Origin of the sequence: Mycobacterium lehmannii (assembly GCF_001499925.1) — a bacterium.
In the GTDB taxonomy this organism is placed as follows: Bacteria; Actinomycetota; Actinomycetes; order Mycobacteriales; family Mycobacteriaceae; genus Mycobacterium; species Mycobacterium lehmannii.
The window spans coordinates 20,007-46,618 of the sequence record NZ_LQIR01000016.1; the positions used below are offsets into that span (position 1 = coordinate 20,007).

Sequence of the window (26,612 nt, forward strand, 5' to 3'; positions counted from 1 at the left end):
TGAGCGAAACCGCATGTGGTGTCGGATGTTTGCCGTGTGGGTAAGCTGCGCGCATGTCAGCCCCGACGGCCTATCTCGTCCTGGCCTCTCAGCGCAGCGGCAGCACGCTGCTGGTGGAATCCCTGCGCGCGACGGGTGTCGCCGGAGAACCCGGCGAGTTCTTTCAGTACCTGCCGAGCACCAGCCAGTCGCCACAGCCCAGGCAGTGGTTCGAGGGTGTGACCGACGAGTCGATTCTCCGCCTCCTCGACCCGCTCGACGAAGGCAAACCCGACCTCGCTCCCCCAGAGATCTGGCGCGACTACATCCGCACGGTCGGCCGTACCCCCAACGGAATCTGGGGCGGCAAGCTGATGTGGAACCAGACTCCGCTGCTGCTCGACCGGGCCAGTGGACTGCCCTACCGCTCAGGTACCGGCCTGCTGTCGGCGATCCGGGACGTCATCGGTAGCGAACCGCTCCTCATCCATGTGTTCCGTCCTGACGTGGTCTCCCAAGCGGTTTCGTTCTGGCGTGCGGTGCAGACCCGGGTATGGCGAGGCCGGCCCGATCCGACACGCGACGCCAGGGCCGAATACCACGCCGGCGCCATCGCCCATGTCGTGACGATGCTGCGCGCCCAGGAAGAAGGCTGGCGCAACTGGTTCGCCGAGGAAGGGGTAGCGCCGATGGAAGTGCCCTACCCGGTGTTGTGGCGCAATCTTTCCCAGATTGTTGGCGACGTCCTCGAAGCACTCGGACAGGACCGCCGGCTCGCGCCGGAACCGGTTCTCGAGCGGCAGGCCGATCAACGTTCCGACGCGTGGGTCGACCGCTACCGGGCGGATGCCGAAAAAGAAGGGCTTCCCACATGACGGCGGACACCGTGCCCGTCGACGCGCTGACAAACGGGACGCTCAGTTCACCTGAGCCACCACAAAAATACGCCGAAACGGGAAGAACGTCGTGCCATCCCTCCGCTTCGGATAAGCCGCGTCCAGCAGCGGGGTCAACTCCTTGCGGAACTCGTCCCACTCGGTGTCGGTGAGCGTACTGCGCACCGGGCGTAGCGCCGTTCCCGCGATCCAGTTCAGCACCGGATCCTCACCGGTCAACACGTGCACGTAGGTGGTCTCCCACGCGTCCACCGTGCAACCGGCGTCAGCGAGCAGGTCTGCGTATTCGACCGGATCCTTCACCGGCGACTCCCGAAACGGAAAGTGGTGCAGTCGTTCTGCCCAGCGGTCCCGCCGGACGAGTTCTCCTACCGTGCGATGTGACGGCGCCTCGAAGTTACCCGGTACCTGCATCGCGATCCACGACCGTGCTGGCAGCTGTCCGGCCCACCTCACGAGTAGGCGTGCGTGGTCGGGCACCCAGTGCAGGGTGGCATTGCTGATCACGACGTCGGTATCGGGTTTCGGCACCCAATCGCCGACGTCACCGACGTTCGCGTTGATTCCTCTGTCCCGCGCGGCCCGCACCATTTCCGGCGAGCTGTCTAACGCCTCTATCCGTGCCTGCGGCCAACGCTGGGCCAACGATGCCGTCAGATTGCCCGGCCCACAACCTAGATCCGCAACCCGCCGCGGGGCGTCGGCTGCGACCCGCGACAACAGGTCGAAGTATGGACGCCCGCGCTCGTCGGCGAACGCCAGATATGCGTCGGGGTCCCACATGCTGACAGTTTGACACCGCCCAATCGGGATACCATGCGGAAGTGAGCCAAACGGAGGCCAACCCGGTCGATCCGCCGATTCCCGTTCCCGATGTCCCCGGTGCAGATGCCAGCACAGGGCTGCCACGACGCGCCGACCTGACGCTGCGCCAGCGGTTCATCGTCGACTCGTCAGCCGTGGCCGATCTCGCATTGCGTACTGCAATCGCATCCCTGCTCGCGACGACGATGCTGCCGACGCTGGCCGGCGGCTTGAGCCGGTCTCAGTCACGCGCCGAACGCGAACAGCTGCAGTTCTACGCCGAACTGGCCTCGGCCAAGGATCCCGCGCAATCGTTTCCCGCGCCCACTTCGCCGCCCCGGGTCGCATCGCGAGCAGCCAACCCGCTGGCCGAATGGATCGCGAAGGGTCAGGTTCAGAACATCCGTTTCGACAGCAGCTTCGAGGCGATCAACCCTGACTTGCGCACCCAGTGCCGCGGATTCGAACGCAACAACGTCGTACACGCCCAGCACTGGCGACACGATGACGGGCCGCACCCCACCCTGTGCCTGATCCATGGATTCATGGGTTCGCCGTATCTGTTCAACGGCTTGTTCTTCTCGCTGCCGTGGTTCTTCCGGTCGGGTTACGACGTCCTGCTGTACACGATGCCCTTTCACGGTCCGCGTGCCGAGAAGGGCTCCCCGTTCAGCGGCTACGGGTTCTTCGCCAACGGGTTCTCGGGCTTCGCCGAGGCGATGGCCCAGGCGGTGCACGACTTCCGTTCGGTCCTCGACTATCTGGAGTTCACCGGCGTCGACCGCATCGCGCTGACCGGCATGTCGCTCGGCGGGTACACGTCAGCGCTCATCGCAGCGGTCGACGACCGGATCCAGGCCGTGATCCCCAATGTACCTGTTGTCGCCCCCGATCAGACGGTGGACGAATGGTTCCCCGCCAACAAAGTCGTGGGACTGCGCAACCTACTGACGGGCACCGACGCGGAACTCACCGGCGGCGCCACCCTGTTCTCCTCACCGCTGAACTACGCCCCGCTGGTTCCCAAGGACCGCCGGTTGATCATCACGGGTCTCGGTGACCGGCTGGCGCCACCGGAACAGGCCGGGATGCTGTGGGAGCACTGGGACCGCTGCGCGTTCCACTGGTTCCCGGGCAACCACATCCTGCACGTCAGCCAGCCCGACTACCTGCGCAGGATGACCCGCTTCATGAAGGGATTCATGTTCGACTGAGTTCGGCCTGATATCCGGCCGGCCAGTCGATGCGCGCCAGCAGATCGACGGCAACCGGCTTAGCCGGAACGTCCAGCCTGCCAACGGCCTTGGGATCCAACGCCGTGAGCAACGGTCCCTGGACTCCGCCATGCGGTGTCAGACCCGACACGGGCGCCCCGCGTACGGGATCGGGCGTGCGAAACGCACACACCGCCGCGACGGTCGGCTGCGCGGCCGAACCACTGAACTCGAGGGCCGTCCATGTCTCAGAGGGTTGAGACCACACCTCGTCGAGGCGCTCACCCAACCGGTCGTCGACGGGAATCCCGAAGGCCGACACGAATCCGCCTTCGTCTTGGACACCGCGCCACTTCTCGCGACCCTTTCCGATCAACGGCGCATCCGCATCGTTGACGGGCACCGCATCGAGGCCCGCCTCCCGTAGGTGATCGGCGAGGCGACGGCCGGCGATCTCGGCAGTCTCGCGCAGCGGCAGCTCAGGTGAACGTGCCTGCAGAGCAACCAGATTCGACTCAGCATCCAGGGTCATGCTGATCCACGTGGTACGAACACCAGCGGAATCGCGGTTCGTCACGCGAACCTTCTCGCTACGGACGCCGAACCTTTCGACGTAGCCCGCCACCAGTGGCAGCGGCACACCGAATCCCGACGGGTCGTCGACCCGCAACACCACCTTGGCCTGCTTCGGACTCTGCGGCTTCGGCTTGGAGTGGTTGCGGCGAAGTACCGCCAACCGCCGGCCGATCATGGTTGTGACGAACTGGCCCCGCCACCATGCGAACACGACGACGACCACGGCGAGCGCGATCCCGAAGATCCACCAATCCGTGGTCGTCTCCCACGGGTATGCCATCGCCGCCAGGACGACGGCCAACGACGCCAGCGCAATTCGAACGGTCACGATGCCTCCGCTTGGTTGTCTAGGTTCCTTCGCCGGTGGACCGCGACCGCGGCCGTGACGGCAGCGATCAGCGCCAGCACACCGGTTCCCACGAACGCGACCACCTTCGGGGTCTCGTCGGGGGCGGCCGGTCGCGGCGGTGCGGCGACGGGCTGGGGCTCCGGCTCACCGTTCCCGGCGACGGCCGCTGTCACATCCCACGTCAGCGCGGCGACCGGATCGACGAGTCCGGCACCGGTCAGGTTCGACGGTGCTCGCGCCGCACCCTGTGCACCGGCCGTGAGCCGGTCCCTGATCTGTTCGGCGGTCAGCTCGGGAAAACGACTGCGTACCAGGGCCGCAACGCCGGATACATATGCGGCCGCGAAACTCGTACCGTTCAGCGGATACAACCGGCCCCGCTCGTCGGGTAGCCCGTTGGCGAGTGCGCCGCCTTCGCCGTTACCCACCGAGACGATGTCCTGCCCGGGCGCGGCTATCCCCACCCACGGTCCCGCCATCGTGAAATCCGATGGACGCCCGGCGCTGTCGAGTGAACCGACCGAAAGCACATAGGGCTGCCAGGACGACGGTATCGACACCGACGTCACACCTGCCCAGTTACGAGGGTCCTCCGGGCGGCTGGGATCCGACAGCGGGTTGGACGGACATGCCGACCCCGGGTTCAACCCCATCTTGTTGTTGCCCGCGGCAGCGACGATCACCGCGTCCTTTTCCACGGCGGCGTAGCGCAGCGCGGCACCGAGTTCGTTCTGGTCGACGTTCTCCGTTGCGGGCAGACAGGTGACGGCGGAGATGTTGATGACTCTCGCACCCAGGTCAGCCGCGCGGACAACCGCACGGGCCAGGGTCGCCACGTCGAGTGCGACCTGTGCCGTCGCCGGATTCTCGCCGATCTCGCGCGGGGAGAACCGCGACGACGTCGACCGGATCGCGAGCACGCGAGCACCTGGCGCCACCCCGGAGAATCCGTCGGCCACCGGCTGTCCCGCGATCAGCCCTGCCACCAGCGTTCCGTGGCCATCGCAGTCACTGAGCCCATCAGTCGACTCGACGAAATCCCCGCCGGGTTCCACGTTCGGCAGCCGAGGTCCTGGTGTGACGCCGGTGTCGATGACCGCCACGAGTTGGCCGTCGCCGCGGCTGTACTCCCATGCGCCATCGAGGTTGAGCAACGTCTGATTGGAGCTCGGCACACCGGGGTCGCTACCGGGCAACACACCAGCGCTGACGCACGGCCCGCGTTGCGACTGTGGTTGCACGGGCCCGGCGGCGCCCGACGGAGGCCGCACAGCAGGATCCACCTGGGGTGGCGTCATCGCCTGCGCGACCGGAGAACTCACCGCCACGACGGCTATCGCCGCCGTGGCCGCGACCACAGTGCGCAACCGGTCGCGCATCACCGATGCCTCATCGGTTGAGCACCCAGGCGAACAGTCCGACGAGATAGGCCAGCACCGGGATCAGCGACGCGTCGATACCGGAGGCCAGGAACCCGACGATGCGACGCATCGGTAGCGAGTAGGTGTCCGGCGAGGCGACCCGCGGGAACGTCGCGACGATCACCCAGACCACCGCCAAGCCGGCGAGCGCCAGCAGCGCCCACCATGCCGATCCGATGCGGTCGTCGACGCTGAACACGACCATGAACGAGATCGCCAGCAGGAACGGCTGGCTCAGCAGCCACGCCTTGCACGGCGCCGAGTCCCACACGCGGGCCCGCAGCACCGATCCGAGCGCCACCGCGGCCACGACGTACCATGCCCACGGCGAAACTCCTTGCGGTGCAGCCAGTGTCAACGCCCCGGCGGTGGACAGCAGTACACCGCCTGCGATGAAGCCGGTTTGGTGCGAATCGCTGATCCGTACGCGGCGCGGCAGATCGGCGAGCACCTTCATCGGATGCGGCGCCGGGGTCGGGTCACCGGGAGCGGGGATGACCGGCATCGGCAGCCGCGCCCATAGGGCGGAGAGTTGGGCCGCCTGGACGGTGACCACGAGCGCGAGCACCACGAGCAGGGATCCGACGACGAGGTGGTTCAGGTGCCAGATCGTCGCGGCGCCCGCAGTGATCAGTGCACCGGTACCGAGGACGGTGGACGTTGTGAAGACCGCGATGGCCCGTTGGGCAACAACGATGCTGACGATCGACCAGGCCGTCACGCCAGCGGCGGCGAGCAGCACGTGTGACGGCCCGAAGTCGCCGGGCACTCCGAGCGCGAGAGCCACGGCGATCGGCCCAAGCGCCGTCACGGCCAACGCCGTGCCGAGCCGGGGTGAACGGCCCCAGGTGAGCAGGGCGGCCAGCACCGTGAGCGCCGCCGCACCGCTGGCCACGGCGAGACCGGCGAAGCCGCCGACGATTTCGTTGTGCGCCGCGGCAAAGGCGGTGGCGATCACGATCAGCGCGATCACCGCCCCGGCCGCGCCCCGCGCGATATGTGCCGCACCCCACGGCTTCTCGCGGGCGGCGGAGAAGATGACGGCCGCGTCGCCGATGTCCTCGACGATCCGCGGCGCAGCTGGACCGGCCGGAAGCGGTTGCAGCGCCAGGAGATCACCGTCGACGACACCGACGGTGTCCAGTGTCGCGTCGAGGCTGAACGGCGCACCGCCGACCGGCGCCAGCGACAGCACCACCGGGGTGGCGTCGCCGTACTCCTCGTCGGCGGGCATCGCCATCCGTCGTACTGCGGGCAGGATCTCGCGCAGTGGGAGCTCGGTCGGCAACGCCATGTCCGTGACTCGACCGCCCGCCTCGCCCGCGGCGAGCACTGCGACGCGAACGATCGGCATCGACCGGGACGGGGCCGGGTCCGCCAAAGACGCTGCCGCGCCGCTCAAACTGTCTGCCATTGGTGTTCCGTTCTCTGGTTGGAGTCGAAGTCTCGGGTCAATTTCAGGTCGGGGAACCACGCCCCGTCGGGCAGCGTCGCGGTGAGCCGCTCGACCGCGGTGGCGATCGCCATCGGCGTGCCTGGCGTGAACGTCGAGACCCATTCGCCGTCGAACGCCTTCGCTGGATGGACGAGCACCCTGCCCTCACGGGTGTCGACGACGCTGACGCCGACATCGGTGCTCACGCGGTGACCGTCGCGGTGGTCGCCGGCCACGATCTCCACATAGCTGCGGTCGGTCGCGTAGGCCGCTTCGACGACTGCGCGTGCGCTCGGCGGGATGCCGAGGAAGTCGATCACGTCGTCCAGCGTCGCGCCGTTTCGCAGCTGTTCATCGGCGCGCGCGCCGATGCGCGCGGGTATCGCGAACTCGTCGAACCTGGCCGGCGGGCGCCCCGACAGGCCGGCGGTCAGGATGGGAACCAACGCCTGCGGATGGTCCACTTCCAACGCGCTGAGCGTCACGAGGCCGCCGCCGCGCAGCGCGACGACGGTGTCCTCGTCGCGGCGCGCAACATGCCCGCGCAGCATCTTGCCCGAGCCGCGCACGAACCGGAGTTCGAGCCAGCGCCTTGCCCGGCATGTCGTCGTGACCCATTGCCGGACATGGGGTTCGACGACACCGTCGGCGGTCATCACACCCATCCCGACCAGCTCGGCCGACAGCCTGGCTTCGAACTCCGCCCGCTCAGCGTGGTCGCTGTAGGGCGGGGTGATTGCCAGCACCCAGGGGTAGTTGCCGGCCCCCGACGCGTCGGCGACAAACCAGGCCTGCTCCGCGGTCAGCTCGACTGCGTTAACTGCCACCGTCGGTTAGCCACCCCATTTGGCGCCTTCGGCCTGGTCCCGGGCGCTCATCGTCATGGTGTTCTGCTCGTGGGTGGCGGCCATCGCACGGTATGCGCGCACCAGTTCCTCGAGGGCAAGGTTCCACTGCGCCTGCCACGCCTGATAGGTCGTACCGGTGTCGCCCTGCCAGGCCCCGGCCAAAGCCGCCTGCTCGCTGGCGATGTCAGCGCCGACGGCATGCAGTGCGCCCGAATATCCGGCCATCTCACCCGAATGGGCCAGCATCGCCGGGTAGTTGTACATGATCTGAGACATCTGGTTCTCCCTTGTCGGTCTAGGTCAGTTCGAAGTTCAGATACCGGTGTAAGTGCTGGCCGCCGCGGCGTCCTGCGCCACGTAGGTGCCCGCCGCGTCGCCCAGGTTGGCCTGCGCGATGTCGAGCAGCATGTTGACCTTCGCGGAGACCTCGAGGAAGCGCGCGTGCGCTGCCTGGAAGGCCGCGGAGGACTCGCCCATGTGGAATGCCTGGGCCGACTGCGCTGCCTGCTCGGCCTGCGCCATGGTGCTACGCATGAGGGCTGCCTTCGCCGAAAACGCGGCCTCGGATGACACGAGCTGCGGGATGTGAGCGTCCAGGAGGCTCATGGATGTTCCTTTCGGATTGTGGTTCTGCGGAATGAGTTTCGGTCAGTTCGGTTCAGTCGTTCTCTCCCCCCTTGTGCTCCCAGTCGCTGGGCAACATGGGTTCGGTGGGTCCACCGCCGAAGGAGTCGCCGGCGAGTTCGGTCAGCCCGCTCGCCTCCTCGGCTTCCGACTTGGTCGCAGCGCCGGTGAAACCCACTGCGCCCGCACCTTTTTCCGATGCGGCGACATGCGGACGCCGGACCGTCTCGCGCGGCGGGGCCGTGTCCTCGGGCTCGTCGGGTTCGTAATCCATGTAGGCGTCGGCGTACTGGCGTTGGTGGATCGGCTGCGGCCGCTTGCGGCGCGCCTTGCGTTTGGCCAGCGACGATGCGGCGGCAGCGGCGGCGGCCGACGCGGCCATGTCAGATGCGGGCGCCTTCAAGCCGGTGCCCTCGCGGAACGTCGGGGAGACACCATCTTCGGGGTCTGGACCGGCAACCGCATACGGCACCACCGGAGCCGCAGCCGCAGCTGGGGCGGCACCCGCAGGCGCCGCACCGGCGGCCACCGACGCCGCGGGAGCGGCCGGAGCCGCCGGAACGGTCGGCGCCACGGTGGCGACCGGCGGAAGCGATTCGGCTCGCGGCTCGGCGACGGACCGGATGGGTGCAGGCGCGGGAGCAGGCGCAGGCTCGGGTGCGGCGGCCGGAACCGGCTCCGGGGTCTGCGACTGGACGATCAGGCCGATCAACAGCGGCAGCCAGATCGGAGCGCTGAAGATCAATGACCACGTGGTCCATCCGAGCGGCTGCGTGATCGCCTGGTAGAGGACGAACAACAGGATCAGTCCCGACGACGGGTTGAAGAGCCATCCGAAGAAGCCGTTCAGGAAGTCGCTGAGGACATCCAGGACGTTGCCGAAAAACTGACGCGCGAAGTTCAGGATCGATTCGAAGAAGTCCTCGAAGAACCTCATGATCTCGCGCAGCAGATCGGCGATGGAGTCGGCGATGTTCCGTGCCCCGCCGGAGTCGGCGGCGGTGGCCGCCGCCCCGGCCTGCATGACGTCGGCCGCGGCGGCTCCCGCCTCGCCCACGCCCGGCGCCAGCAACAGCGGCGCGGGAGGCGTGACCGGCGTGGCCGCCACCGCGGCACCCGACACCGCCTGATAAGTGCCCATTGTCGTCGCGGCCTGGATCCACATCCGGACGTAGTCAGCCTCGTTCAACGCGATCGGAATCGTGTTGATGCCCAGGAAGTTCGTGGCGAGCAGTACGGCGTGGGTGGACTTGTTGAGCGCCAACTCGGCCATCGTCGGCATCGTCGCCACCGCGGTGGTGTACGCCGCAGCCGCGGTCCCGTGCTGCGCAGCGGCGGCCGCGCTGTTCGCGCTGGCCTGTGCCAGCCAGGCGAGGTACGGCGTATGCGCGGCCGCATACTGGGCGGCGCTCGGCCCTTCCCACGCACCGCCCTGCACCGTACCGAGGACAGCGGTCAACTCTGCTGCCGCAGAGGAGTATTCAGCCGCCAACGCCTGCCACGCCCCCGCCGCCGCCAGCAGCGAACCGGGACCGGGCCCGCTGCTCAGCATGGCCGAGTGGACCTCCGGTGGGAGGGCCATCCAGATGGGAGCCGTCACGGTCAGCCTCCGGCGACCAGGTAGCTCGCCGCGGCGGCAGCGTCACCGGTGGCATAGCTGATACCGGACTGGCCGACGCCGAGACCGGAGCGGCCCAGTTCCTCCACCCCGAGGGCGGCCATCGAATTGTGCTGTGCTCCATGGGCGCTCAGGCTGACGGCGGTCTGGATCGACACCGCGTCGACGGCGGGCGGAATCACGGCGGTGACCGCGGGGGCGGCGGCGGCGTGTGCCGCTGCCAACCGGGCCGTCAACGCCTCGACGGCGGACGCCGCCGCGGCGAGGCCTTCGGGAACGACGCGAAGAGTCATCAGTTGAACTCCCTTCCACTGTTGCCGTTGTTACCTGTGCGTCCTGCCACCGCGTCTGCGAACGGGTTGACCAGTTGCAGGAAGGTGGGGGCATCGCCATCGTCCAGCAGCATCGCCCGGCCCGCAGGCAGACGCCGGAACCGATGTCCCCGAATCTTTCCGCTGTCCTGCGGGTTGCCCGACAGCATCAGGATCGCCGCCTGCAGCTCGTTGAGCCTGCGCAGCAGGGGTGCTGTCATCAGGGCGTGTGCCGAACCGGTGGCCCGTGCGGTCACGATGACGCGAAGGCCCAGCTCGCTTGCCTGCGACAGCAATCCGATGATGCCGGTCCACGGCCGCTGCCCGACGAACGGCCCGCTGACCGCCGGCGCATCCGGGATCTGGTCGACGTCGTCGATGATCAGGTAGTGGGTGTGGCCGTCCTCGCCGGACTGGTACTTCCACCTGCTCAGCTCCTGCGGTGACAGGCCCGCAGGCGGTCGGCGCTTCTCCAGCAGGGCGGTGAGCCCGAGCATCGCCGGAGTGATCCGGTCGATGTTCGGGGTGTACTCGTTGTCCGGGAACAGCGGCTCGTCCACCAGATGCAGACGCCGGTCGATCACCGTGAACGCGACGCGGTCCGGGGTGGAGTTCTCCCGGATGGTGCGAATCACGTGACGCAGCAACGTTGTCTTGCCCGACTTGGCGTCGCCGAACACCATCAACAACGGGTTCTGGTCGAACGCCATCGCCACGGACGCGAGGTCCTCCTCGCGTTGGCCGATGACGACCTGTTCCGGCGCCGGATACAGCGGGGCCACGACACCGGGTGCGAGATCGTGCGGCAACAACCGCACCGGCGGCGCGGTGACACCCCGGTGGCGGGCGTTGATCACCCTGATGTCGCGCAGCGCCGGCTCGGCGAACAGGAAGTGCTCGGCGGCCATGGTCAGGCCGCGGCCCGGCTGCTCGGCGGGCACCGCTTCGGCGGGCCGGCGCAGCGCACCGGTGACCCGCACATTGCTGTCGCGCGGATCCGACAGCTTCAGTTCGAGGCGCAGGCCCAGACCGTCGCGCATGGCCAACGGAACCTCGAGCCAGTTCGGTGTCGTGATGACGACGTGGATGCCGTAGGACATACCGGTGTTCACCAGCTCGGTGACCTTCGACAGCAACGGGTTTCGAGTGTTGAAGGTGTCGGTGTTGTCCCGGCTGAACGCGTAGAGGTTGTCGATAACCAGAAAGACCTCGCCATACTCGTCGCGCTGGCCGTTACCCGAGTGCCCCCGCGCCTGGCGGGCACGCAGCAACTGCTCGAGCTCACCGAAGGTGCGCCGGATGCGTTCGGGCTCCAGCGGAGAGGCGACGCTGCCGACGTGGGCCAGGTCTTCGAGCGACCGCAACTGACCGCCGCCGTAGTCCAGGCAGTAGAACGTCACATCGCGCGGCGAGTGCAGGGCTGCCGCCGACAGCATGAAGGTCTGCAGCGCCGTGGTCTTGCCCGACTTCGGCCCACCGTGGATCAGCAGGTTGGCACCGGCGGACCTGGCGTCGAAGATCAACGGATCGCGCCGCATCGAGAACGGGCGGTCGATCTCGCCAAGCGGCCAACGCCATTCGCGCTCGGCCACGTCCGCGCGGGCGAGCAGTTCGTCGAGCGGAATGGGCTCGTCCAGCGGAGGCAGCCACAGCGGAGGCGCCTTAGGACCGTAGTGGGCCAGCTGATCGCCGATGGTGGCGACGAGTTTGCGCGGCGGACGCTCCTCGTGAGCGGCGGGATCGGACACTACGACCGTGTCGGCAGGCGCTTCGACGTGCCCCGCGGTGAACGGCTGCGGCACCGGAACCGACTGCACCACGACGGACCTCTCCGCTCGCGGCGGATCGTAGATGCCGTCGACGTAGGTGCTGCGGAACTTGACCGGCATCGCACCCGGCGCAGGCACCAGGAATCCTTCGCCCTTGTGCTCGGGGCCGGCCTCGATGTGGAACGCGTCCTCCACACCGATGATCTGGCGGCTGATGGCCGGGCTGGCCACCTTGAGCCCGATGCGGTACGAGGTGTTCTTGTCGATGTCCTTGATCCGGCCGACATCCAGCGTCTGCGAGGCGAACAGGATGTGGATGCGGAACGAACGGCCCTTGCGCGCAACGTAGTCGAACAGGTCGGCGTACTCGGGATGGTCGGAGAGCATCAGCGAGAACTCGTCGGCGACGACGAGCAGCGTAGGCAGCGGCGGCAAGTCGTGACCGGCCGCGATGGCCGCCTCGTACTCGAGCACCGAGTTGAACGCACTGCCCTGCACCCGGCGGCCGGCCTCCATAAGAAGTTGCTCGCGTCGTGCCACCTCACCGCGCAGCGTGTCGGCGAACCGGTCGGCGAGCGAACGCTTCTCGGCCATGTTCGAGATGACGGCGACCACCTGAGGGAAGTCCCGGAAGATATCGGCTCCGGCCTCACCCTTGAAGTCGGCGTAGATCACGATCAGCCGGTCGGCGGAGTGGGTTGTCAACAGCGACAACAGGATCGACATCAACGTCTGGGACTTGCCCGAGCCGGTCATGCCGATCATCAGGCCGTGCGGACCCATACCGCCTTCGGCCTCGTCCTTGAGGTCGAAGATCAGCGGCTCACCGGTGGCGGTGACGCCGATGGGCACCCGCAGTTCGTCGGCGCGCGCCCGCGGCGCCCACAGGCTCGCCACGTCCAGCGCCGCGGCGTCCGGAATGCCGAGCAGCGTGGAGAAGGTCGCGACGCCGGTGCTGCCGGTGCGCGCGTGGCTCGGGTTCGAGTCCCACTTCGACAACCGGCGGGCGATATGCCGGGCGGTGGCGACATCGAGTTGATCGGCGGCGTCGACGTACGGTTGCCAGCCTGCCGACTGCCAGCGCTGCAGTTTCCCATCGGTCAACTGCAGGATCGGCCGCTCCGGATCGGGGTATTGCTCGCGGTGCGGCGGCTCGGCGACGCGTTGCACCAGGGTCACACCGGCCAAACCACCGCGCGGGACCAGCGCCGTGGTGTCGACGTCGGGATCGTCGACGATGATGAGCAGGTGCTTGACCTCGGCTTCGTCGTCGCTGCCGAAAGGGGCTCGGTCATCGAGCGCGGAGGCGAGCTGCGAGCGCAGTTCAAGAATGTCCGACGACAGGTAGCGGGCGGGGCCTGCCCCGTCGACGGCATTGGGAATATCGTTGTGCGGCAGCCACTTCAGCCATGACCAGTCGTCGCTCTCGATGTCCGGTGCGAGCAGTGCGACGCCGAGCACCGCGGGGTCGTGCCAGGTGACGGCCTGGGCGATCCAGGCGCGGAGCGCCCCGCGAACCTCGTCGGGCTCGCCGAGGACCGTGATACGCGAGACCTTGCCGAGGTCGATTCCGGTCGGGGCGGCCCGCACCGTCCGCTGTACATCGAGCAGCGCGCGTAACGCGCTGTGCGACACCGGTTCCAGGTCGACCTCGTCGGCGCTGTCCTTCACCCGCAGCGAGGCGTTCAGCGGCGCGTCGTGCAGTCCGGTGCGCACCACAAGGAAGTCGGGGTCGTGCGGATCGCGCTCCCACTGCCTGCGGGTGCCGGGCACGTCGATGAGCAGGCCCGGATCCGGATGCGACCACTCCAGCGCCGCACGCTGCTCGGCGGCATGCGCGCGCACGTTGTCGCGGACCACCGACAGGTAGCGCAGATAGTCGGCCCGCTCGGCGTCGACCTCCTCGGTGCGCATCTTGTTGTCGGTGCCGCGATAGAGCGCGGTCGCGGCCAGCAGCAGGACGAACGGGAAGAACAACGTCGTCGGCGAGATCAGGCGCATTCCCGTGGCGAACAGCGCCACGATCATGCCGACGATCAGGATGACGATCAGGAAGGGCAGCACCCGCCGCAGCAGCGACGGCGGAATCACCCGCGGCAGCTCGGGCGGCGGTTCGATCGTGATGGTGCCTTTGCGCGTCGTCGGCACCGGGATGCGGCGGCGCGCCTCGAATATGAGCCGACTCATTACGGCGTCTCCCTCACGACAGCGGGGCGGGGGTCGGCGGCCAGCGCGTCGTGGGCCAGCAACGCGTCGCCTCGCGACAGCGTCGGGCCGGGCGCGAACTGGCTCAGCATCGACCACGGAATCGGTAGGGCAGGCGGGGTGAGGCCCAGCGCGGCGATGGCGTTCTCGTCACCGTCGGTGTCGAGGCCGTAGCGGACCCCGACATCGCTGAGCCAGAAGGTTGCGCCGCCAACGGGTGAGGTCGACGCGCCCCCGCCGTCCTGCCCGACCGTCTGGACCAGGTAGCCGCGCCCGGGATTCAGCACCACCTGGTTTGCGGTCGTTCCCGAGCCCGCTCCGACCAGCGGCACGGGACGCAGCTGATCGGAGACCGGCAACGTGACACCGGAACGCAGGTTCAGTGTCGCGCTCGTGGCATCGGCGGGGCGCTTCCACTGCGCGCATGTCAACGGCGCATCGGCGGAGTCGACGAGCGAAATCGGTTCGGCGGGATAGGCATCGGTGTCGATGACGTCCGCGACGGGCAGACGCGCGATGTCGTCGGCGCCCAACCGCGGCGGCTGGTCGAGTCCGTACGAGTTCGCATTACGCATGATTGCGGCGATGACCGGTGAAATCGGTTGCAGCCCTTCGCCGAGCACCGCGTAGTGACGCAGGGTGTTGTCGGTGGCGTAGGCCGTGACCACCGCACCGACCGGCGCGGGCACCGGCAACGGGTACCGCGGCGGTTCACCGGCGCCAGGAATGACCGGCGGAATCAACGCGGGAGCTTCGGGCACCGCGTTGAACAAGCCGGGCGCGACGGGCCGCGTGTCGGCGCCTGCGGTACCCAGCCCCAGTGCGCTGGTGACCGCGCGGTCGTTCATGTCGATCGCGCTTCGGCGGCCGTTCCACAGCAGCCAGGTACCCGCATTGGGACCGCTCGGGGTGGAGACCAGGATCGCCTTGTCGTCGGACAGCTGTTTCGCGCGCTCGCCGCCGTCGGTCAGCGGGCCTGCGATCATCGTGACACCGACGGCCGGTCCCGAAACTCCGTCGCACACCGTCCAATCGGCGTCACTGGTGGTGTTCTGCACCATGCGTTCGGGGGCACCGGGGATACCGATCAGATTGCCGCGGGGGAACTGGTCGATCTCGCTGGTCTTGACCTGCGAGGGGTTGTCCGGCCGGCCCGCGATCAGGCGCGCGGACGTCAGGTTCAGCACCGGGTGCAGCTGCTCGCCGAGGCGAACGTAGAGGGCCGAGGTGGTGCGATCGGCAAGGATCGCGTCGTTGCCCGCGACGCCGCCGGGCCGGATCAGCGAGAACACGAAACACCCAGCCATGACGGTGATCAGCACCAGCGCGCCGACGAGCACCGAACGGGCTTGGGTACGAAGCGGGTCAACGAGCATGCGTGTGTCGTGTAGCGCGACACCGGATGCGATGCGCCGCATGATGAATCGCCATCCGCTCACCTGATGACGGGTGACAAACCCGCGGCGGTACACGACCCGGTCGGGGTTCTCGTTGTCCGGGGTGCGCGAGGCAAACGCCCGGCGATCCGAATTGTCCGGAGTGCTCATTCGGGCACCGTCAAACCGAGGCCACGCAGCAGCGGAATGGCGGATTTGGTGACGTCTTCATCGGTAATGGTCATCAGCTCGTCATCTGTGAAGTCTTCGCTATCGGAATGATCGAGTCGGTACTCGCGCTCCTCCTCGGAACGTTCGACCAGGTTGCGGACGAAACGGCCGTTACCGGCGATGTCGAGGTTGCGCCTCTCCACGCCGGTGGCGTCCGGCGTCGTCGCCGCCGCCAATTGCCCGAACAGCGTTTCCATGTGGGCGAGCGCCGCCGGTTCGAAGATACTGTCGCGCTTCTCGGCCATGCGCACCGCGATCTCGACGAGTTCATGCGGTGTGTACGAGGGGAATTCGATGCTGCGAGTGAAGCGGGACCGCAGACCCTCGTTGGTGTCGAGGAACGCGTCGAGATCCTTGCGGTAACCGGCAACGATGACGACCAACCGCTCGCGGTCGTTTTCCATGCGCGCCAGCAGCGTATCGATCGCCACCAGGCCGAAGTCGTTCTTGGCGCCGGTCGACACCAGCGCATAGGCCTCGTCGAGGAACAACACACCGTCGAGCGCGCTGTCGATGATCGCGTTGGTCTTGGCCTCGGTCTCGCCGATGTGCTGACCGATCAGGTCGGCTCGGTGCACCTCGCGGACGGTCTCCTTCTTGAGAATGCCCAGACCGCAATAGATTTTGGCCACGACGCGCGCGATGGTCGTTTTGCCGGTACCGGGAGGGCCCGCGAACACCAGGTGGTTGGTGCGCTGCGCCACGGTCAGGCCGCGCTCCTGGCGGCGGATCGCCATCGCGACCGAACTTTTCAGCCGCGCAACCTGATACTTGACCTCTTCCAGGCCGATGAACTCGGCGAGCTCGGCCTCGGCCTCGAGCAGCAGGTGCGCCTTGCGCTCCTTGGCGCCGGGGTCGACGAACTCGGACTCGCTCGGCTCGGTGGCGGGATCCCACGGATCGGAGCGGCCCTCGATGCGCGCGGCCGTGGTCGTCAGGATGCCGTAGGAGGTGTCCGACAGCGCGATCTCGACCTGCTCGTTTTCGGGGTTCGCGGCGTAGAGCTCGGCGAGCACGTCGGCCGCGTCGAGCTCCTCGCCCTGCGCGCGTAGGCAGAGCGCCTTGACGAGCGTGCCGTCCACCGCGGCGACATCGACTGGGCCGGAGGGGTCCTCGAGGTATGACAGCGCGGGTGCGTACATGCCCAGGCGGGCGAGCGACGTGCCGAGCGCGACGCGTGCCGCGTGTGCGTAGGTCTCGTCCAGCCGCGTGTCGTTGACGATCGGAGTGATCAGCCGGACCACATCCGACCAGCGCTCGGCGCGGTAGTACATCGCGATCCGCACCCACCGCGCGTCCAGCCAGCTGGGGCGTCGGGTGATCAACGGCTCGACGAGTTCGTCGGCGCCTACGTAGTCACCCGCATCGCACAGCGTGACCGCGTAGGCCAGTTGGAAGTCGTCGGGTGTCGACGCCGAAAACTTGAGGTAGAGCCCGGTGTCGTAGGTGAATGCCAGGTCGCCCTCGGCGAGCTGTACGTGGCGCTGCAGCACACCGGCCGTGGCGACCGTCTGCCAGATGGCCTCGAGCACCCGGGCGCTGGTATCCCCCGCCGCGGCCAGACCCGTCCACGCATCGCACTGTTCGCGAGCGATGCGGGTGAGTTCGGTGAAACCGGATCGGGCCGCGACCGGATCCGGCGGGCGTCGACGGTCGTGCACCGATAGCCCGAGGGCTCGGCAACACGTGGCGAACCGACTCACCACGTCGTGGTCGACGCGCGAAGTCGCAGCAAAATCGGTCTGTAGCGGCACGCGCCGTGATCTCCCCGTAGTTATGGCAGGCTAACTTTCCGCCCGAAGTTAGCATTGACTAAGCTAACTTGTACAGACGCACGGGGTCCGCTCAGCGGGTGAACAAGCTCACGCCTTGACAGCGCTCACCAGGCTTATAGTCCCAGTCATCGTCGCGGCCTCCGACCCCTCCTCGGGCACCGGCCGGCCGTGCTCAGACAACCAGTCCTCGAGGCGTGTGGCCTCGGCACGCCACCCGCGGGCACCGAACCACTGCGCGGCGGGTTCATGCTGTTCGTTGTAGACGAGGGTGAAGAACGTGTCCTCCTCTCCGGCGGACCGCTCCTCTTCCCTTTTGGCCTCGAAGGCCCCCGCGTCCATCGGCGCGGCCTCCTCCACCGCGGCGTGACTGCCGGCCGCGGCCAGCGAGTCGATCCCGGTGAACAGCTCGCGTTGCGCGCCGGCCGGCAGATAGATCAGTAGGCCCTCGGCGATCCAGGCCGATGGTTCGTCAGGGTCGAACCCTTCGTCACGCAGCGCGTGGGCCCAGTCGTCGCGCAGATCGACCGGGACCTCACGGCGTTCGGCCCGCGGGGTGTGCGCTTCGAGGACCTGCCGTTTGAACTCGAGCACCCGCGGCTGGTCCAACTCGAACACCACGGTGCCGTCGGGCCAGTCCAGGCGGTACGCGCGCGAATCCAAGCCGGCCGCAAGCAGCACGATCTGCCGAAGTCCCGCGTCAGCGGCCGCGCGGAAGTAGTCGTCGAAGTACTTGGTGCGGACGGCTTGGAAGTCTACGAAAGCGGCGCCGAAGTCATCGGTGGTGAGCGCGTGTCCGGGCGCCCGGCCGTCGAGCAGGTCCGCCCACTCACCACCCACCGCCCGGCAGAACGTCTCGGCGAAGGGGTCGACAGCGATCGGGTCCGGCTTCTGCGCCTCCAGCGCACGGGCGGCCGCAACGAACAACGCGGTCGAGCCGACGCTCGTGGTGATGTCCCACGTGTCGTCATCGGTACGCATGTACCTCTTTGTACGCCGCGATTCTGACAGCGGGCTGAGCAGCCGGGTGCCACCATATTGACGTGGCCGACGGGCGCGTGCACTACGCACGTAACGGCGATGTGCGCCTCGCATACCGGGTCTTCGGAGACTCGGGACCGGTGCTGGTCTGGTCCGCGGGGTGGGCCGTCTCCAATGTGGACACCTTCGATGAGCCCGGCAGCCCCTACAAACCGCTTGTCGACATCGTCGCCGGTTCGTGCCAGTTCGTCATGTGGGACCGACGGGGCACCGGGTTGTCGGATCCGGCCGGCGACATGCTGACCTTCGACGAGAGGGTCGACGATCTGCGAGCTGTCATCGACGCGGTGGGGGTCGACCGACCCGCTCTCGTCGGGTCTAGTGAAGGCGGTTCGATCAGCATTCTCTTCGCGGCGCGTTATCCGGAACGCGTCAGCCACCTCGCGCTCTACGCCACCGCGGCTCGATTCTCCCAGGATTGTCCGGACTTCCCGTGGGGTTTCACTCCGGCGCAGATCGAAGCGCAGCTCGACGAGATCGACAGATGTTGGGGTGAGGGAGCGCTCGCGGACCTGTTCTATGGGCCGATGGCCGACGCACCGGGCGTTCGGCAGATGTTCGGCAAGATGCAGCGTTCGATCGCCAGCCCGGCCATGGCGAAGCTGCGCTGGCGCGCATTCGTGGACATTGACGTGCGCGGTGTCCTTGGCTCGGTGCGCGCGCCCACGTTGGTGGTCGCACGACCCCACGACCGGTTCGTGGCCATCGAGGCCGCGCAGGCGCTGGCGGCCGGCATCCCCAATGCGCGGTTCCATCCGCTGCCGGCCGGCTCGCACGGCGGATTCGATGTCCTGGAGGAACTATGCGAGGTCGTGCTCACGTTCGTCGGCAGGAGTCCCAGCGGCCCCGCCGACGAACGGCTGCTGAAAACCGTGATGTTCACCGACATCGTCGGTTCGACGGAAACGCTGAGCCGACAAGGTGATACACATTGGCGGCACCGACTCGACGCTCACGACGCGGTGACCGACCACGTCGCCGCTCTGCACGGCGGTGTCCGCGCAAACCACACCGGAGACGGAGTGTTTCTCCTCTTCGACTCGCCGTCGAGGGCGGCACGCTGTGCTCTGGAACTCGTTCCGGCGCTGGCTTCGCGCAGCATCCCGATCAGGGTCGGACTTCACACCGGCGAGTGCGAACGCCGCGGACGGGAATGGACCGGTCTCGCCGTGCACACCGGTGCACGCATCGAAGCGATGGCGACGGCTGGCGAGATCCTCGCCAGCCGTACGGTCCGTGACCTGTCCGCGGGTTCCGGGCTGAGATTCGAATCCCTCGGCCTGCACCGGCTCAAGGGCTTACCCGAGGACACCGAAGTCTTTCGGGTATCGCCGCCGGACTGACTACACCAGCGGACGGCCGGTGCGCACGCGCCAGTCCAGATCCTTGAGCAGGACGTTGAACGGAAACTGGCGGACGAATCGCGGCATCACATTGTTGATGCGGCCCAGCATGGCCATCACCCGATTGAACCTGCGCTGTTTCTTCGCATCCCACGGCAGTCGCATTTCGTCACGGAACCGCTGAGGCAGGAAGCCGGTCGTGATGAAGAGGCTGAACGCATCCGTGCGCTTCTGCAGCCATGCCGGAGCCTTGAGCTCGCCGAGCCGGCCCGCGGCGATCGGCCACAGGTACTCCCGCACCGCGTCGTCGATGTGGACCTTGTCCAGCGACTCCTGCCAGTACTCGTCGAAGGCCTTGCGGTCGGCGGGCCACATCTCTTCTGGAACCTGCAGCGTGGTGCCCAGCGCCGCACCGTCGCGGTAGTGGCGGTCGGCCGATTCGTCATCCATCTCGCCGACGAAGACCCGGTATACGTCGACGAAGCCCTTGTACAGGCAAGCCGCCACCCACAGCTGAAGATCCTTGTTGAACGCGTTGTACTCGACCGGGCTGTCCGGCAGCGAGTACACCTCGGCGTGCGACCGGTTGACCGCACGCCGGTACGTGGCCTTCTGCTCATCGGTGCCCGCCAGCGCGACGGCGAGATAGGTGAACGTCGTCCGCGCCCGCTTGATCGGGTGCCGGTCCGCGCGGCCACTCTCGACGCGGCTGTCTTTGACGCCGTATCCGACGCCCGGCCGCGAGAGTTCCATGATCACGTTGGCCGGACCCGACAGCAGGCCGATCCCGAGCATGGCGTCCCCTGGCGCGACGTTGCGACGCAGCTTGCGCCCGGGCAGCGGCGCGTCGTTGACCGGTCTTCCGACGTGGTCGATCGGCTGGGAAACCATCGGGGGACCCCTATCGTAAATGTGAGAACACGTGTTTCCTGATATTGCCTCCGCTCGGTACCGGGTGTCAAGATGGCGGTCATGGCACAGGTACGGCCCTATCGGGGCGTCGCCGCGGTCCAGCGCCTCGCGCAGCGCCGGCTGCGCCTGCTCGACGCCGGCCTCGAGCTGCTCGGCGCGGGTGCGGAAGATCTCGCCGAGTTGACGGTGCGGGCGATCTGCGCCAAGGCCGGCCTGGGTGTGCGCTACTTCTATGAAACGTTCCACGACAAGGACGACTTCGCCGGGCAGGTCTACGACTGGGTGATCGCCGATATCGCGGCGACAACCCAGGCGGCCGTCGTGGCCGCGCCGCCCCGCGAGCAGCCGCGCGCGGCGATGGCGAACATCGTGCACACCATCGCCGCAGATCAGCGCGTGGGTCGCCTGGTGTTCAGCGTTGAATTGTCGAACACGGTGATCATGCGCAAACGCGTCGAGTCGACAGCCCTGTTCGCGCAGTTGCTGCTGCAGCACGCGGGCGCGGTCGGCCCGTACGAGAACGAACTCGACGAAGCGACGGCGCATTTCGCGGTCGGCGGGGTGGGCCAGACGATCAGCACGTGGCTGGCGGGGCGCCTAGATCTAGACGCCGACCAACTCATCGACCGGCTCGCGGCGAACATCAACGCGATCTCGGGTGTGCCGACGAACGACGTCTGACCGACTCAGGCGGTCACCCTCGGGCGTCGGTCCGCGGCGGTCCTCGGCGTCGCCTTCGCGTCGCTCTCGCCGAACTCCTTGGTCCAGCAGGCGAATTCGAGCGTAATGCCGTCGGGGTCGAGGAAGTAGAACGACCTGACGTAAACACCGGGGTGCACCGTCGGCGAGACCTGGGCCTCGCTGTCGTCATGATTGAGCACCGGACCGACCCGCACGCCCTTGGCCTTGAGCCGCTGCCGATATTCGTCGAACTTCTCGGCAGGCACGTGAAATGCCAGATGGTTCATCGTGCTGACGGCGCTGACGATATCCCCGATCCCCGGGATGGCCTCAGGCGAGGAAACACCGGGAACCCGGTCCGGCGCGTCGGCGAACCAGAAGAACGCGACACAGTCGCCGTTACCGGCGTCGAAGAAGAAGTGCTGCCCCATGCCTCCCGGCAGATCGAGCGACTTGATCAACGGCATACCGAGGACGTTGCTGTAGAAGTCGACGGTTTTCGCCATATCCGAGCACACCAGCGCGACATGGTTGATGCCGCCGAGTTCGAACTCGGTGTTGGGATTGTCGGGCCTGATCACTGGCGCCTCCTAGCGCGAATCTCTGGCCAGAAACGCAAATCGAATTTAGCATCAGGGGCAATCACGAGCAATGACGAACGGACCAGCACCGTTATGACGATCGTCCCGCGCGTCCCACCGCCGGTCAGACCGATCATCAAGATCGTTGAACAGCCTGTAGCCCTTGCTTTTTGGCCCGGCAGGGGGCGGTCCGGATGACCAAAACGCCGTCGAGCACCGCAACGCCGGGTGTCATCCGTGAGTTCGTCGGTCTTGATTCCCCGACCGCCAGGCGGGCGGGTGCGGGTGGGCATCCGTGCCAGGGCCTCTATCACCGCGGGGTGGGCCGCAAACCGAAGGTCGCGATGATCGCCACGCACTACCAGATCGATTTCTCCGAGCACTATCTCGCCGATTACATGGCCACCCGCGGCATCGGTTTCCTGGGCTGGAACACCCGCTATCGCGGGTTCGAGAGCAGCTTCCTGCTCGATCATGCACTCGTCGACATCGGCGTCGGGGTGCGATGGCTGCGCGAGGTCCAGGGCGTGGAAACAATTGTGCTGCTGGGAAACTCCGGTGGCGGTTCGCTGATGGCGGCCTACCAGGCACAGGCCGTCGACCCACATGTGACACCGCTTCCGGGAATGCGTCCCGCAACGGGCCTGACCGACCTGCCCGCCGCCGACGGGTACGTCTCGACCGCGGCGCATCCCGGCCGCCCCGATGTGCTCACCGCCTGGATGGACGCGGCGGTCGTCGACGAAACTGACGCGGTCGCAAGCGATCCCGGCCTCGATCTCTTTGACGAGAGTAACGGACCGCCATTTTCGGCTGAGTTCGTCGAGCGGTACCGTGCCGCCCAGATCGCACGAAACGACGCGATCACCGACTGGGCCGAGGCCGAACTCGAGCATGTGCGGGCGGCCGGTTTCTCCGACCGCCCATTCACGGTGTTGCGGACATGGGCGGACCCGCGCATGGTCGATCCTGCCCTGGAGCCGACGAAGCGACCCCCGAACATGTGTTATGCCGGAGTACCGATGCAGGCCAACAGATCTGCACGCGGTATCGCTGCGGCCTGCACATTGCGCAACTGGATCGGCATGTGGAGCCTTCGACACGCCCAGACTCGCGCCGAACCGCACCTCAACCGGATCACGTGCCCGGCTCTGGTGATCAACGCCGACCAGGACACAGGCGTGTTCCCGTCGGACGCCCAGCACATCTTCGAGGCGCTTGCCAGCTCGGACAAGACGCAGTCGTCCATCGACACCGATCATTACTTCACCACTCCCGGAGCGCGCAGCGAACAGGCCGATACCATCGCCAAGTGGATCGTGAAGCGGTGGCATTAGACGCCGACCCGTCGCGCGAACGCTCGCCGCTGAGGGTCCTCGCTCATTTCACTCCCGGTGCGAAGGCCATCGATTTCGTTGCACCGCAGTGCGATTGGCTCGACATCCGCTACTGCGCCGAGGACGACGACACCGCCTTCTACCGGGAGCTTCCCGAGGCCGAGGTGATCTGGCATGTGCTTCGGCCGATTTCGGGAGACGATCTCGCCAAAGCGCGACGCTGCCTGCTCGTGCACAAGATGGGCGCCGGAGTCAACACCATCGACGTGGACGCCGCGACCGCCCTGGGCATCGCGGTCGCCAACATGCCGGGGGCCAACGCACCGTCGGTAGCCGAGGGTGCCGTGTTGCTGATGCTGGCCGCCTTGCGGAGGGTGACCGAACTCGACCGCGCCACCCGTGAGGGACGGGGTTGGCCGTCCGACCCGAGCCTGGGCGAAACCGTGCGCGACATCGGGGGCTGCACCGTCGGTTTGGTCGGTTACGGCAACGTCGCCACCAGGGTCGAGCGAATCGTTCAGGCGATGGATGCCGAGGTCCTGCACACCAGCACGCGCGACGACGGCCATCCGAGCTGGCGTGCGCTACCCGACCTGCTGGCCGCCAGCGACATCGTCTCCCTGCATCTTCCACTGACCGACGCGACAGCGGGCATGATCGACCGCGCAGCGCTGGACCGGATGAAGCCCGGCGCTGTCCTGATCAACACCAGCCGCGGACCCATCGTCGACGAGCCCGCCCTCGTCGACGCGCTGCGGTCTGGAAAGTTGGCCGGCGCGGGACTCGACGTCTTCGCCACCGAGCCCGTAGAGGCCGACAACCCGCTGCTCGGGCTCGACAACGTCGTGCTCACCCCACACGTCACCTGGTACACCGCCGACACGATGCGCAGGTATCTGGAACACGGTCTGGACAACTGCCGGCGGCTGTGGGACGGCCGTGAACTGGCGAACGCCGTGAACGGTATCGTGTCTCCCAACCGACCGGTTAATAGGGACGGTCCGTCACAGTGAGGTGCAGGTATGCCCATCGCCATCAACCCTGAGCACAGCGACCTGGCCGACTCGGTGCGGTCCTTCGTCGCTCGGGTGGCGCCCTCCGAGGTGCTCCACGAAGCGCTGGAGACGCCGATTCCCAATCCGCCGCCCTACTGGAAGGGCGCGGCCGATCAAGGTCTGCAAGGTGTGCACCTGTCCGAAGACGTTGGCGGGCAGGGCTTCGGGATACTCGAGTTGGCCATCGTCGCCGCCGAGTTCGGCTACGGCGCGGTACCGGGGCCGTTCGTTCCGTCGGCCATCGCCAGCGCGCTGATCGCCGCACACGACCCCAACGCCCCACAACTGGGCGACCTGGCCTCCGGCGCGACGATCGCGACCTACGCCATCGACTCGAGCCTGACCGCCACCCGGCACGGCGAAGGCGTTGCCGCCGGTCTGGTCATCCGCGGGGAAGTGCGTGCCGTGCCAGGCGCCGCAGAGGCGTCGCTGCTGGTGCTGCCGGTCGCCATCGAGAGCGGCGAGGAGTGGGTGATCCTCGATGCCGACCAACTGGAGATCGAACCCGTCAAGAGCCTCGATCCGCTGCGCCCGTTGGCACACGTGCGGGCGAACGCCATCGAAGTGAGCGACGACCGGGTGCTGAGCAACCTGAGCCGGCCGCTGGCGCGCGCGCTGATCTCCACGCTGCTGTCGGCGGAGTGCATCGGCGTGGCGCGGTGGGCCACCGACACCGCCGCGGCGTACGCCAAGATTCGCGAACAGTTCGGCAGGCCCATCGGACAATTTCAGGCCATCAAGCACAAGTGCGCTTCGATGATCGCCGACACCGAGCGGGCCACCGCCGCCGTCTGGGATGCGGCCCGCGCCATCGACGAGTTCACCGCGCACGTGCGCAGCGGAGAAGACCCCGAAACCGGCTCTGCCGAAATCGCATTCGAGTTCGCCGCTGCCGTGGCGGCCACCCTGGCACCCGAGGCAGCCCAGCACTGCGCTCAGGACTGCATCCAGGTGCACGGCGGCATCGGGTTCACCTGGGAGCACGACACCAACGTGTACTACCGGCGTGCGCTGGTGCTGGCGGCCGGTTTCGGCAGGCACGCAGACTACCCGCAGCAGGTCGTCGACGCCGCTACCAGCACGGGGATGCGCAAACTCAACATCGATCTCGATCCCGAGACCGAGAAGCTGCGTGACGAGATCCGCGCGGAAGTGGCTGCGCTGAAAGCCATCTCACGCGAAGAGCGCAATGTCGCGATCGCCGAGGGCGGTTGGGTGCAACCGCATCTGCCCAAGCCGTGGGGACGCGCGGCCGGCCCCGTCGAGCAGATCATCATTGCCCAGGAGTTCGACACCGGCAGGGTCAAGCGCCCGCAGATGGGCATCGCGGCCTGGATCATCCCCTCGATCGTCGCGTTCGGCACCGACGAACAGCAACAGCGTTTCCTACCGCCCACCTTCCGCGGCGAAATGATCTGGTGTCAGCTGTTTTCCGAGCCCGGTGCGGGTTCGGACCTGGCCAGCCTGACGACCAAGGCCACCAAGGTCGACGGCGGCTGGCGGATCACCGGGCAGAAGATCTGGACCACCGGTGCGCAGTACTCGCAGTGGGGCGCGCTGTTGGCAAGAACGGAGCCAAGCGCTCCAAAACACAATGGGATCACCTACTTCCTGCTCGACATGGCCAGCGAGGGCGTCGAGGTTAAGCCGCTTCGCGAGCTGACCGGCAACGCGATGTTCAACACGGTCTTCATCGACGACGTGTTCGTGCCCGACGAGATGGTGCTCGGTGAGGTGAACCGCGGCTGGGAGGTCAGCAGGAACACGCTGACCAACGAACGGGTTTCGATCGGCAGCAGTGAGCCGCCGTTCCTGGCCAGCCTGGCCGACTTCATCACGTTCCTTCAGGACGGGCAGTTCGACCAGATCGAGCAGAACCACGCGGGCAGGCTCATCGCCGAAGGGCATGCCGCCAAGGTGCTCAACATGCGCTCGACGCTGCTCACACTCGCTGGTGCCGATCCGATGCCGTCGGCGGCGATCTCCAAACTGCTGTCGATGAAAACCGGCCAGGGCTACGCGGAGTTCGCGGTGTCCTCGTTCGGCACCGACGGCGCGGTCGGCGACCCGGAGCAGGAGCCCGGCCGGTGGGCGGAGTACCTGCTCGGCAGCAGGGCAACCACGATCTACGGCGGCACGACCGAAGTGCAGCTCAACATCATCGCCGAACGCCTGTTGGGACTGCCGCGCGATCCGTAAAGGCGCTTGCTGAAACGGCGTAGCCTGAGATCTGC

22 protein-coding genes are annotated in these 26,612 nt (G+C 67.4%); 7 read left to right on the forward strand and 15 right to left on the reverse strand.

From position 1 onward, the window contains the following. Positions 1 to 53: 53 nt before the first annotated feature. Positions 54 to 854 (forward strand): trehalose 2-sulfotransferase, encoded by an 801-nt coding sequence (gene stf0 / locus AU192_RS11125; protein ID WP_064396026.1) that lies wholly within the window; start codon positions 54 to 56, stop codon positions 852 to 854. 42 nt (positions 855 to 896) lie between these two features. On the opposite strand, the gene AU192_RS11130 is transcribed toward stf0, so the two are convergent. Further along, positions 897 to 1,658 (reverse strand): trans-aconitate 2-methyltransferase, encoded by a 762-nt coding sequence (locus AU192_RS11130; RefSeq protein ID WP_064396028.1) that lies wholly within the window; start codon positions 1,656 to 1,658, stop codon positions 897 to 899. Between the two features lie 41 nt (positions 1,659 to 1,699). Here AU192_RS11130 and AU192_RS11135 point away from each other — a divergent pair, with 41 nt between their 5' ends. After that, positions 1,700 to 2,893, forward strand: coding sequence for an alpha/beta hydrolase family protein (locus AU192_RS11135; RefSeq protein ID WP_064396031.1), 1,194 nt, complete (start codon positions 1,700 to 1,702; stop codon positions 2,891 to 2,893). Here AU192_RS11135 and eccE read toward each other — a convergent pair. From eccE to AU192_RS11195, 12 genes are all read right to left on the reverse strand, one after another. After that, positions 2,880 to 3,797 carry a type VII secretion protein EccE gene (eccE, locus tag AU192_RS11140; RefSeq protein ID WP_064396034.1) on the reverse strand — a complete coding sequence of 306 codons (918 nt, stop codon included), beginning with the start codon at positions 3,795 to 3,797 and terminating at the stop codon, positions 2,880 to 2,882. The two genes, AU192_RS11135 and eccE, sit on opposite strands and share 14 nt — an antisense overlap. Next, a complete protein-coding gene (gene mycP, locus AU192_RS11145) occupies positions 3,794 to 5,197 on the reverse strand; it encodes a type VII secretion-associated serine protease mycosin (RefSeq protein WP_064396036.1) in 1,404 nt (467 codons plus the stop codon). Before mycP ends, eccE begins: the two co-directional genes overlap by 4 nt. Before the next feature lie 10 nt (positions 5,198 to 5,207). Then, a complete protein-coding gene (eccD, locus tag AU192_RS11150) occupies positions 5,208 to 6,653 on the reverse strand; it encodes a type VII secretion integral membrane protein EccD (RefSeq protein ID WP_278183957.1) in 1,446 nt (481 codons plus the stop codon). Beyond that, on the reverse strand, positions 6,638 to 7,501 hold the full coding sequence (locus AU192_RS11155) for an ESX secretion-associated protein EspG (protein ID WP_064396039.1): 864 nt from the start codon (positions 7,499 to 7,501) through the stop codon (positions 6,638 to 6,640). Before AU192_RS11155 ends, eccD begins: the two co-directional genes overlap by 16 nt. Positions 7,502 to 7,507: 6 nt before the next feature. Next, positions 7,508 to 7,798 carry a WXG100 family type VII secretion target gene (locus tag AU192_RS11160; RefSeq protein ID WP_064396041.1) on the reverse strand — a complete coding sequence of 97 codons (291 nt, stop codon included), beginning with the start codon at positions 7,796 to 7,798 and terminating at the stop codon, positions 7,508 to 7,510. A gap of 36 nt (positions 7,799 to 7,834) precedes the next feature. After that, positions 7,835 to 8,128, reverse strand: coding sequence for a type VII secretion system protein EsxG (esxG, locus tag AU192_RS11165; RefSeq protein ID WP_064346865.1), 294 nt, complete (start codon positions 8,126 to 8,128; stop codon positions 7,835 to 7,837). Positions 8,129 to 8,180: 52 nt separating this feature from the next. Further along, complete coding sequence (locus AU192_RS11170) at positions 8,181 to 9,746, reverse strand: PPE family protein (RefSeq protein WP_064396043.1); 1,566 nt, start codon at positions 9,744 to 9,746, stop codon at positions 8,181 to 8,183. Positions 9,747 to 9,748: 2 nt separating this feature from the next. Next, entirely contained in the window at positions 9,749 to 10,057 is a 309-nt protein-coding gene (locus AU192_RS11175; protein WP_064396045.1) for a PE family protein, read from the reverse strand. Further along, positions 10,057 to 14,031, reverse strand: coding sequence for a type VII secretion protein EccCa (eccCa, locus tag AU192_RS11180; protein ID WP_064396048.1), 3,975 nt, complete (start codon positions 14,029 to 14,031; stop codon positions 10,057 to 10,059). Before eccCa ends, AU192_RS11175 begins: the two co-directional genes overlap by 1 nt. Next, entirely contained in the window at positions 14,031 to 15,596 is a 1,566-nt protein-coding gene (gene eccB / locus AU192_RS11185; RefSeq protein ID WP_064396050.1) for a type VII secretion protein EccB, read from the reverse strand. The genes eccCa and eccB overlap by 1 nt, the downstream gene beginning before the upstream one ends. After that, complete coding sequence (gene eccA, locus AU192_RS11190; protein ID WP_278183958.1) at positions 15,593 to 17,410, reverse strand: type VII secretion AAA-ATPase EccA; 1,818 nt, start codon at positions 17,408 to 17,410, stop codon at positions 15,593 to 15,595. Before eccA ends, eccB begins: the two co-directional genes overlap by 4 nt. 108 nt (positions 17,411 to 17,518) lie before the next feature. Then, positions 17,519 to 18,409, reverse strand: a complete 891-nt coding sequence (locus tag AU192_RS11195; protein WP_064396054.1) for a class I SAM-dependent methyltransferase — start codon at positions 18,407 to 18,409, stop codon at positions 17,519 to 17,521. Positions 18,410 to 18,471: 62 nt separating this feature from the next. On the opposite strand from AU192_RS11195, the gene AU192_RS11200 reads away from it, so the two are divergent. Then, positions 18,472 to 19,812, forward strand: a complete 1,341-nt coding sequence (locus AU192_RS11200; protein ID WP_064396056.1) for an adenylate/guanylate cyclase domain-containing protein — start codon at positions 18,472 to 18,474, stop codon at positions 19,810 to 19,812. Here AU192_RS11200 and AU192_RS11205 read toward each other — a convergent pair whose 3' ends face one another. Further along, entirely contained in the window at positions 19,813 to 20,703 is an 891-nt protein-coding gene (locus tag AU192_RS11205) for an oxygenase MpaB family protein (RefSeq protein WP_064396059.1), read from the reverse strand. It lies immediately after the preceding gene. An 81-nt stretch (positions 20,704 to 20,784) separates the two neighbouring features. Here AU192_RS11205 and AU192_RS11210 point away from each other — a divergent pair, with 81 nt between their 5' ends. After that, positions 20,785 to 21,405 carry a TetR/AcrR family transcriptional regulator gene (locus AU192_RS11210; protein ID WP_064396114.1) on the forward strand — a complete coding sequence of 207 codons (621 nt, stop codon included), beginning with the start codon at positions 20,785 to 20,787 and terminating at the stop codon, positions 21,403 to 21,405. A gap of 5 nt (positions 21,406 to 21,410) precedes the next feature. Here AU192_RS11210 and AU192_RS11215 read toward each other — a convergent pair whose 3' ends face one another. Next, complete coding sequence (locus AU192_RS11215; protein WP_064396061.1) at positions 21,411 to 21,986, reverse strand: VOC family protein; 576 nt, start codon at positions 21,984 to 21,986, stop codon at positions 21,411 to 21,413. A 194-nt stretch (positions 21,987 to 22,180) separates the two neighbouring features. Between AU192_RS11215 and AU192_RS11220 the strand changes: the two genes are divergently transcribed. From AU192_RS11220 to AU192_RS11230, 3 genes are read left to right on the forward strand one after another with little or no spacing between them, the layout of a single operon-like run. Further along, on the forward strand, positions 22,181 to 23,323 hold the full coding sequence (locus AU192_RS11220; RefSeq protein ID WP_064396063.1) for an alpha/beta hydrolase: 1,143 nt from the start codon (positions 22,181 to 22,183) through the stop codon (positions 23,321 to 23,323). Continuing rightward, complete coding sequence (locus tag AU192_RS11225) at positions 23,299 to 24,336, forward strand: 2-hydroxyacid dehydrogenase (protein WP_242656938.1); 1,038 nt, start codon at positions 23,299 to 23,301, stop codon at positions 24,334 to 24,336. Before AU192_RS11220 ends, AU192_RS11225 begins: the two co-directional genes overlap by 25 nt. 9 nt (positions 24,337 to 24,345) lie before the next feature. Further along, positions 24,346 to 26,577, forward strand: coding sequence for an acyl-CoA dehydrogenase family protein (locus AU192_RS11230; protein ID WP_064396065.1), 2,232 nt, complete (start codon positions 24,346 to 24,348; stop codon positions 26,575 to 26,577). Positions 26,578 to 26,612: the final 35 nt, after the last annotated feature.

Excerpts from the sequence above, each read along its gene's own strand:
- eccB (WP_064396050.1), bottom strand. The coding sequence starts at position 15,596 with ATGAGCACTCCGGACAATTCGGATCGCCGGGCGTTTGCCTCGCGCACC.
- AU192_RS11205 (WP_064396059.1), bottom strand. The coding sequence starts at position 20,703 with ATGGTTTCCCAGCCGATCGACCACGTCGGAAGACCGGTCAACGACGCG.
- AU192_RS11175 (WP_064396045.1), bottom strand. The coding sequence starts at position 10,057 with ATGACTCTTCGCGTCGTTCCCGAAGGCCTCGCCGCGGCGGCGTCCGCC.
- eccCa (WP_064396048.1), bottom strand. The coding sequence starts at position 14,031 with ATGAGTCGGCTCATATTCGAGGCGCGCCGCCGCATCCCGGTGCCGACG.
- AU192_RS11195 (WP_064396054.1), bottom strand. The coding sequence starts at position 18,409 with ATGCGTACCGATGACGACACGTGGGACATCACCACGAGCGTCGGCTCG.
- AU192_RS11210 (WP_064396114.1), top strand. The coding sequence starts at position 20,785 with ATGGCACAGGTACGGCCCTATCGGGGCGTCGCCGCGGTCCAGCGCCTC.
- mycP (WP_064396036.1), bottom strand. The coding sequence starts at position 5,197 with ATGCGCGACCGGTTGCGCACTGTGGTCGCGGCCACGGCGGCGATAGCC.
- eccD (WP_278183957.1), bottom strand. The coding sequence starts at position 6,653 with ATGGCAGACAGTTTGAGCGGCGCGGCAGCGTCTTTGGCGGACCCGGCC.
- esxG (WP_064346865.1), bottom strand. The coding sequence starts at position 8,128 with ATGAGCCTCCTGGACGCTCACATCCCGCAGCTCGTGTCATCCGAGGCC.
- AU192_RS11160 (WP_064396041.1), bottom strand. The coding sequence starts at position 7,798 with ATGTCTCAGATCATGTACAACTACCCGGCGATGCTGGCCCATTCGGGT.
- AU192_RS11230 (WP_064396065.1), top strand. The coding sequence starts at position 24,346 with ATGCCCATCGCCATCAACCCTGAGCACAGCGACCTGGCCGACTCGGTG.
- AU192_RS11130 (WP_064396028.1), bottom strand. The coding sequence starts at position 1,658 with ATGTGGGACCCCGACGCATATCTGGCGTTCGCCGACGAGCGCGGGCGT.
- stf0 (WP_064396026.1), top strand. The coding sequence starts at position 54 with ATGTCAGCCCCGACGGCCTATCTCGTCCTGGCCTCTCAGCGCAGCGGC.
- AU192_RS11220 (WP_064396063.1), top strand. The coding sequence starts at position 22,181 with ATGACCAAAACGCCGTCGAGCACCGCAACGCCGGGTGTCATCCGTGAG.